At 75.5% G+C, this 6,963-nt stretch carries 8 protein-coding genes; 6 read left to right on the top strand and 2 right to left on the bottom strand.

Annotated features, from left to right (window positions below; translation table 11 throughout):
* The 4 genes from ACTUAL_RS23745 to ACTUAL_RS23730 all read left to right on the top strand — a co-directional run.
* Window positions 1-656: ABC transporter ATP-binding protein (locus tag ACTUAL_RS23745; protein ID WP_440901799.1), on the top strand; the 656-nt coding region annotated here is incomplete at its 5' end.
* Between the two features lie 59 nt (window positions 657-715).
* Window positions 716-1,312 carry a hypothetical protein gene (locus ACTUAL_RS23740; RefSeq protein ID WP_096496188.1) on the top strand — a complete coding sequence of 199 codons (597 nt, stop codon included), beginning with the start codon at window positions 716-718 and terminating at the stop codon, window positions 1,310-1,312.
* A 132-nt stretch (window positions 1,313-1,444) separates the two neighbouring features.
* The gene (locus tag ACTUAL_RS23735; protein ID WP_440901798.1) at window positions 1,445-2,824 is read left to right on the top strand and encodes a helix-turn-helix domain-containing protein; all 1,380 of its coding nucleotides are present in this window, start codon (window positions 1,445-1,447) and stop codon (window positions 2,822-2,824) included.
* A gap of 136 nt (window positions 2,825-2,960) precedes the next feature.
* Complete coding sequence (locus ACTUAL_RS23730; RefSeq protein WP_440901797.1) at window positions 2,961-3,578, top strand: DUF4230 domain-containing protein; 618 nt, start codon at window positions 2,961-2,963, stop codon at window positions 3,576-3,578.
* A gap of 136 nt (window positions 3,579-3,714) precedes the next feature.
* Here ACTUAL_RS23730 and ACTUAL_RS23725 read toward each other — a convergent pair whose 3' ends face one another.
* On the bottom strand, window positions 3,715-4,287 hold the full coding sequence (locus ACTUAL_RS23725; protein ID WP_440901796.1) for a TetR/AcrR family transcriptional regulator: 573 nt from the start codon (window positions 4,285-4,287) through the stop codon (window positions 3,715-3,717).
* Window positions 4,288-4,388: 101 nt separating this feature from the next.
* Here ACTUAL_RS23725 and ACTUAL_RS23720 point away from each other — a divergent pair, with 101 nt between their 5' ends.
* Window positions 4,389-5,267, top strand: coding sequence for an SDR family oxidoreductase (locus tag ACTUAL_RS23720; protein WP_440901795.1), 879 nt, complete (start codon window positions 4,389-4,391; stop codon window positions 5,265-5,267).
* A gap of 71 nt (window positions 5,268-5,338) precedes the next feature.
* Entirely contained in the window at window positions 5,339-6,247 is a 909-nt protein-coding gene (locus ACTUAL_RS23715; protein ID WP_440901794.1) for an RluA family pseudouridine synthase, read from the top strand.
* A gap of 57 nt (window positions 6,248-6,304) precedes the next feature.
* On the opposite strand, the gene ACTUAL_RS23710 is transcribed toward ACTUAL_RS23715, so the two are convergent.
* Window positions 6,305-6,925: a DUF305 domain-containing protein gene (locus tag ACTUAL_RS23710; protein ID WP_440901793.1), complete on the bottom strand. Its 621-nt coding sequence runs from the start codon at window positions 6,923-6,925 to the stop codon at window positions 6,305-6,307.
* Window positions 6,926-6,963: the final 38 nt, after the last annotated feature.

Here is a 6,963-nt window from a genome sequence, read left to right as displayed (position 1 = left end):
CGTCCGGGGCGGGGAAGTCGACCATCGCGTCCCTGCTGCCCCGGCTGCACGACGTGGACTCGGGCGCGGTGCTGCTGTCCGGGGTGGACGTGCGCGACGCGACCTCGGCCTCGCTGCGCGAGACCCTGGGCGTGGTGACGCAGGACGGGCACCTGTTCCACGAGTCGGTGCGGGACAACCTGCTGCTGGCCGCGCCGGGGGCGAGCGACGCGCAGCTGTGGGACGCGCTGCGGCGGGCCAGGCTGGACGGGCTGGTGGCGTCGCTGCCGGAGGGCCTGGACACGGTGGTGGGCGAGCGCGGCTACCGGCTGTCCGGCGGCGAGCGGCAGCGGCTGACCATCGCCCGCGTCCTGCTGGCCCGCCCGCGCGTGGTGGTGCTGGACGAGGCGACCGCGCACCTGGACTCGACGTCGGAGGCGCAGGTGCAGGAGGCGCTCGGCGAGGCCCTGGCGGGCAGGACCGCGCTGGTGATCGCGCACCGGCTGTCGACGATCCGGTCGGCGGACGTGATCCTGGTGGTGGAGGACGGGCAGGTCGTGGAGCGCGGCACGCACGCGGAGCTGCTGGCGGCGGGCGGGCGGTACGAGCAGCTGCACCGGACGCAGTTCGCCGAGGAGTCCGCGAAGGCCGCGGGTGGGGCGGTGGCGGCGCCGTGACCCGGCCGTCCCCCGGCTGACCCACGACGTCGGTTCCACCGGTGCGGCAGACTGGACCGGTGGAACTGACGCCGCGTGCCCTGTTCGGACTCGCCCGCTCGACCGTGGACACCGCGGTCTCCTTGCCCGGTCGGGTGCTCGGGCTGCTCACCTCGGCCGAGGCCGTGGTGCGCGGGGCGGAGGAGCTGCTCGCGCGCACCCGCGCCGTGCTCGACGAGACCGAGGCGCTCCTCGCCCGCGCCGACGCCGTGACCGCCAAGGCCGAGGTCGTCACGACCACCGCGCAGGACCTCACCACCACCGCGACCGCCATCACCACCGACGCCGGGTCCGCCGCGCGGACCGCCCGCGAGCTGCTGGAGTCCTACGCCCCGCTGGCGAAGCAGGCGCAGCCGCTGGCCAAGCGGTTCGTGGACGACCTCACCCCGCAGGAGATCGACGCCGCCATCGAGCTGGTCGACCAGCTCCCGGTGCTCACCAAGCACCTGCTGGAGGACGTGCTGCCGATGCTCGCCACCCTGGACCGCGTCGGCCCGGACATCCACCAGCTCATGGAGATCGCCGACGACGTGCGCCAGGCCGTGCTCGGCATCCCCGGTTTCACGTTCCTGCGCAAGCGCGGCGAGGACCGGGAGGAGCGCGAGGGGCAGGGCTGACCGAGCCCCGCGCGCCTGTCCCGCAGGACGCCGCTGAGCACTCCGAATGGTCGTTTGACTCGCCGACCCGGTGTTTTAGGGTCAGTCGGGCGGGGTCCCACGGCGGCGCTCCGCCCGACGGAGGCGACGCGCATGGCGATGCCAGTGAGCGGCCGGGGTTCCCGGTCCCGCGGGTCCGCGCCGTGGTCGTCGGTGCCCCCCGACCTGGCGCGCAGGCTCCAACCGCTCGCGGGCGTGCTGGTGCGCGACGCCGTGCAGGAGATCCGGCGCTCCGTCCCCGCCTACGCCCAGCCCCTGGAGGGCAAGTTCCGCGAGGTCCTGGTCGGCTCGGTGGAGACCGCGATCTTCCAGTGCTTCGAGTCGATCGTCGACCCGGACGCGCCGACCGGCGACTGGCAGGCGGTGCTGCGCTACAGCGGCCGGGTCGAGTTCCTCGAAGGCCGCACGATGGACGCCCTGCAGAACGCGGTGCGGGTCGGGGCGCGGGTGGTGTGGCGGCACCTGAGCGAGCACGGGCGCGAGCTGGGGCTGCCCAGCGACGCGCTGTTCGCCGTGGCCGACGCGATCTTCGCCTGGGTGGACGAGCTGTGCCGGGTCGCCGTCGAGGGCTACGCGGAGGCGCAGGCCGGGGCGAGCGGCGCGCTGGAGCGCAGGCGCAGGCAGCTGCTCAAGGTGCTGCTGGGCGAGTCGCCCGCGTCGGCCCGGTCGCTGGCGGACCTGGCGGCGTCCACGGACTGGCGGCTGCCGGAGCGGGTCGCGGTGGTGGCGCTGGAGTACCGGGAGGACCAGCACCAGCTGCCGTCGCCCGCGTTCGGCCGGGACGTGCTGCTGGACCTGGAGAGCTCGGAGCCGTGCCTGGTGCTGGGCGGCCCGGCCGACCGGCGGGGGCTGGAGGCCGAGCTGCGCGGGCGCCGGGCGGCGGTGGGGCCGGTGGTGCCGCTGGCCGACGCGCGCCGGTCGCTGGGCTGCGCGCGTCGGGCGCTCGGGCTGGTGCGGCGGGGGCTGCTGCCGCAGGCGCGGGTCACCTGGTGCGAGGAGCACCTGGCGGTGCTGGCGCTGCTCGCCGACGAGTTCCTGGTGGAGACGCTGGTCGGGCGGGCGCTGGCGGTGTTCGCGCACCTGACCGCCAAGCAGCGGCACCGGTTGGAGACGACGCTGCTGGCGTGGTTGGGCACCAGGGGCGGGGTGGTGGAGGTGGCGGCCAGGCTGGGCGTGCACCCGCAGACCGTGCGCTACCGGATGCACCAGGTGGAGGGGCTGCTCGGCGACCGGTTGGACGACCCGGACGAGCGGCTGGCGCTGGAGATGGCGCTGCGGGCGCGGCTGCTGCTGCACGACGCGAGACCGGTCGAGCGGGCGCGCGCCGGGGTGACCACCCTGCCGTCCCGCGCCACCCCGCAGGCGGCGAACCCCCCGACGGCCGCTCCCCAGCCCGCGCAGGCGATCCGGCCCGCGCGCGGCGCCGCGCCACGTCCGCGCCACCCGGCGCGCTCCCCCGCCGAACCCCGCTGACGCCGCTGCGGGACGGGCGGGTTCCCCTTCCCTGCCAGGGGGAACCCGCCCCTCGCGGCGCGCCTCCCGAGGCCGCCGCCCGAAGCGATCGACCCCCGCCCGGTTGCGGGCGCGGGCGATCGGGTACACCCGGCGCATGAAGAGGCGCATCGGCGTGCTCGCCGGGGTCGTGGTCCTGCTGGCCGCCGCCGTCCTGGGCACGCTCACGCTGACGAAGGTCTGGGACCCGTTCGGCACCGACGTCGTCGACCGGTCGCAACCGGCCGTGCTGAAGTCGTTGCGGGACCTGAGCCAGTTCCACGCCGCCGCGGGCGACTACCAGGTGGTGCTCGACATCGAGCAGGACGTCCGGTTCGTGCCGGACGCGCTGGCCGGGCAGCGGACGCTGTTCGTCGCGGCGGGCACGGTCAACGCGTTCGTCGACTTCGGCACGATGGACGAGCGGTCGATGACCGTGTCGCAGGAGAGCAAGACCGTCGAGATCGACCTGCCGTCGCCGCAGCTGGACAAGCCGAACCTCCAGCAGGACAAGTGCTACGTGTTCGCGCAGGAGCGCGGGCTGTTCGACCGGCTGGCCTCGCTGGTCCAGGCGCAGGACCAGCAGGCGTTCTACGTGGCGGCCGAGCAGAAGCTGGCCGAGGCCGCGCAGACCTCGGAGCTGCGCAAGCGCGCGGTGGACAGCACGAAGAAGATGCTGACCGGGATGCTCGGGGCGCTCGGCTACCAGGTGAGCTTCCGGGGGTCGGACGACTGACCGGGGCGAACCGGCGGGCACAGGTCGACCAGCTGTCGCGGGACGGGTCCTCAGGGGCCCGTCCCGCTCTCGTTCTCCCCCACCGCGCACCGGTTCCGCGCACCGGCCCCGACACCGCCGCGCCCGGACCCGGCGCTCAGTCGAGCGAGGCCGCCGCCTCCCGCACCGCCGCCAGCTCCCGCCGCGCCACCTCCGGGAAGCCCAGCGCGTTGTCCGGGGCGATCCACCCGGCGAACGCGGCCCGGAACGCCAGCCCGCCCAGCTCCGCCGCGACCCCGGCGGCCGTCGCGCCCAGCCCGCGCGCCCGCAGCGAGGTGGCGAACGCCTCGGTGAGCGAGGCGATCTTGAGCAGCTCGCGCTCGCGCAGCTCGCTGTGCGCCTGCACGACGGCCTGCCGCTGCCGCGCCCACTCCAGCCGCTCCGGCCCGAAGAACGCCCCCATCGCGTCCAGCGCCAGGCCGATCACCTCGTACGGACCGGCCTCGGCCGGTGCGGCGGCGATCGCGGCGACCAGGGCCTCGTTCAGCTGCTCCTGGCCGTCGAAGAGCACCTCGCGCTTGTCCGCGAAGTGCCGGAAGAACGTGCTCTTGCCCAGCCCCGCGCCCTCGGCGATCCCGGCGGCGGTGGTGCTGTCGTACCCGCGCTCGGCGAACAGCGCGAGCGCCGACCGCTGCAGCCGCTCGCGGGCGTTCGGCTCCCATCTGCCCATGCCCCCACCCTACGCGACGGGACTTGGTCCCATCATTCGTGCTACGGTCACGAGACCAAGTCCCATCACTGGCGGTGGGGCGGCACGCGGAGGAGTGGGACATGCGGGTTCTCGTCACGGGCGCGTCCGGCTGGGTCGGCCGGGCGGTCGTCCCCGAGCTGATCGCGGCCGGTCACGAGGTCACCGGCCTGGCCAGGTCGGACGCGTCGGCTGCGGCCGTGGAGGCGGCGGGCGCGCGGGTGCTGCGCGGCGACCTGACCGACCCGGCGGTGCTGCGCGCGGGCGCGCGGGCGGCGGACGGCGTCGTCCACCTGGCGTTCGTGCACGACTTCACCCGGTTCGCCGAGGCGGTCGAGATCGACGCGCGGGCCATCGCCGCGTTCGGCGACGCGCTGGAGGGCACCGGGAAGCCCCTGGTGGTCACGGCAGGCACCCCGTTCACGCCGGGCCGGGCGTCGACCGAGCGCGACGGCCTGACCCCCACCGGCGCGCCCGGCGACCGGGGCGGCAACACCGCGCTGGCGCTCGCGCTGGCCGAGCGGGGCGTGCGGGTGTCCGTGCTGCGGCTGCCCAGGTCCGTGCACGGCGAGGGCGACCACGGGTTCATCGCGATGCTGGTCGCGGCGGCCGGGGAGGCGGGCACGTCGGTGCACGCGGGTGACGGGTCCCAGCGCTGGCCCGCCGTGCACGTGGCCGACGCGGCCCGGCTGTACCGGGTGGCGCTGGAGCGGGCCGAGGCGGGCGCGGTGCTGCACGCGGTCGGCGACGAGGGCGTGCCGCTGCGCGAGGTCGCGGAGGTGATCGGGCGCCGCCTCGGCGTGCCCGCGGGCAGCGGCGACGTCTCGGGGCTGGGGTTCGTCGGCGCGCTGATGGGCGTGGACCAGCCGTCGTCGGCCGCGCTGACCGCCGAGTCCCTCGACTGGCGCCCGACCGGCCCCGGCCTGCTGGCGGACCTGGAGGCCGGGCACTACTTCGGCTGAGCCCGCGTGCGGCGCGTCCCGCCGCGCCGCACGCGTCCCGGACCGCGCTCCCGATCAGCGACAATGTCCGGGTGAGGCGCAAGCAGAGACCGGCCGGGCTGTCCCAGCGGCACGGGTTGGACCCGGCCAGGGTGCGGATGCCGGAGGACGGGCCGTGGGCGACGCTGCGCGACCACCTGGTCGAGCGGCTCCCGGTCCCGGCCGAGCGGGTCGACCTGATGCTCGCCGAGGGCCGGGTGCACGACCTGACCGGCCCGGTGGCCCCCGACGCGCCGTTCACGCCCGGCGGCGCGGTGTGGTTCCACCGGGACCTGCCGGTCGAGGTCCCGGTCCCGTTCGAGATCTCCGTGGTGCACCGCGACGACGCGGTCCTGGTCGTGGACAAGCCGCACTTCCTGGCCACGATCCCGCGCGGCAAGCACGTCGTGGAGACCGCGCTGGTGCGCCTGCGCCGCGACCTCGGCCTGCCCGCGCTCAGCCCGGCGCACCGGCTGGACCGGGTCACGGCGGGGCTGGTGATGTTCGTGGTCGACCCGGCGCTGCGCGGGCGGTACCAGACGATGTTCGCCGATCGCCTGGTGCGCAAGGAGTACGAGGCGATCGCCCCGGTGCGCGACGACCTGGAGCTGCCGCGCGTGGTGCGCAGCCGGATCGTGAAGGAGAAGGGCGTGATCACCGCCCAGGAGGTGCCGGGGCCGGTGAACGCGGAGACCCGCGTGGAGCTGGTGGAGCGCAGGGGCGACCTGGGCCGCTACCGGCTGCTGCCGACGACCGGGCGCACGCACCAGCTGCGGGTGCACCTGAGCGGGCTCGGCGTGCCGATCGTGGGCGACGACTTCTACCCGGTGCTGCGGGAGAAGCCGCTCGACGACTTCACCGACCCGCTGCAGCTGCTGGCGAAGGCGCTGGAGTTCACCGACCCGGTGACCGGCGAGCACCGCCGGTTCACCAGCTCGCTGGCGCTCGGGGCCTGGAGCTGAGCCCGGCGGGGGGGGGGGGGGGGGCCCCCCCCCCCCCCCCGCCGCGCGGACGTCCGCTCAGCTCAGGTACTTGAGCATCTGGGTGATCTGCGCGGTCCGGGACTGGAAGACGCGCTCGGCCAGTTCCTTGGTCTGCTGGTTCGCGCCGTTCTCCCGCACGACCTTGGTCAGGTCGACCGCGTTGTGCTGGTGCGCGATGAGCAGGTTCAGGAAGGCCGTCTCGAACTCGGCGCCGCTCTTGCCCGCGACCTCGGCGATCAGCTCGGGGCTGGTGGAGTGGTCGCCGCCGTGGTCGGCGTGGACCTGCGGGTCGGCGCCGGAGGACTCCGGCTCGCCCCACTCCTGGAGCCAGCCGACCATGCTGTCCACTTCGGACTTCTGGGTGACCGCGATGGCCGAGGCGAGGGTCTTGATCTCCTCGCGGGTGGCGCGGGTCTCGGCCAGCTCCACCAGGTCCTGGCCCTGGCGGTGGTGCTCGATCGCCATCTGGAGGTACATGACGTCGCTGGCGTTGTGGTCGCCGCCCGCGCTCTGCCCGGACGCGGCCTGGCTCGCCGAACCGGTCGCGGCGGCGGGGGCGGGCCCGGCGTCGCCGCCCGACCCGCAGGCGGACAGCAGCAGCGCGCCCGCGAGCAGCGCGACGACGCCGGTCGCGCGCCTGTTCTTGTTCTGTGCCATGGGCTTCGTGCTCCTCAAGGGCGGGGGGACGCGGCCCC

Source organism: Actinosynnema sp., assembly GCF_052038725.1.
The sequence above is the reverse complement of the archived record's forward strand: the minus strand, read 5'-3'. Positions and strand labels throughout refer to the sequence as shown.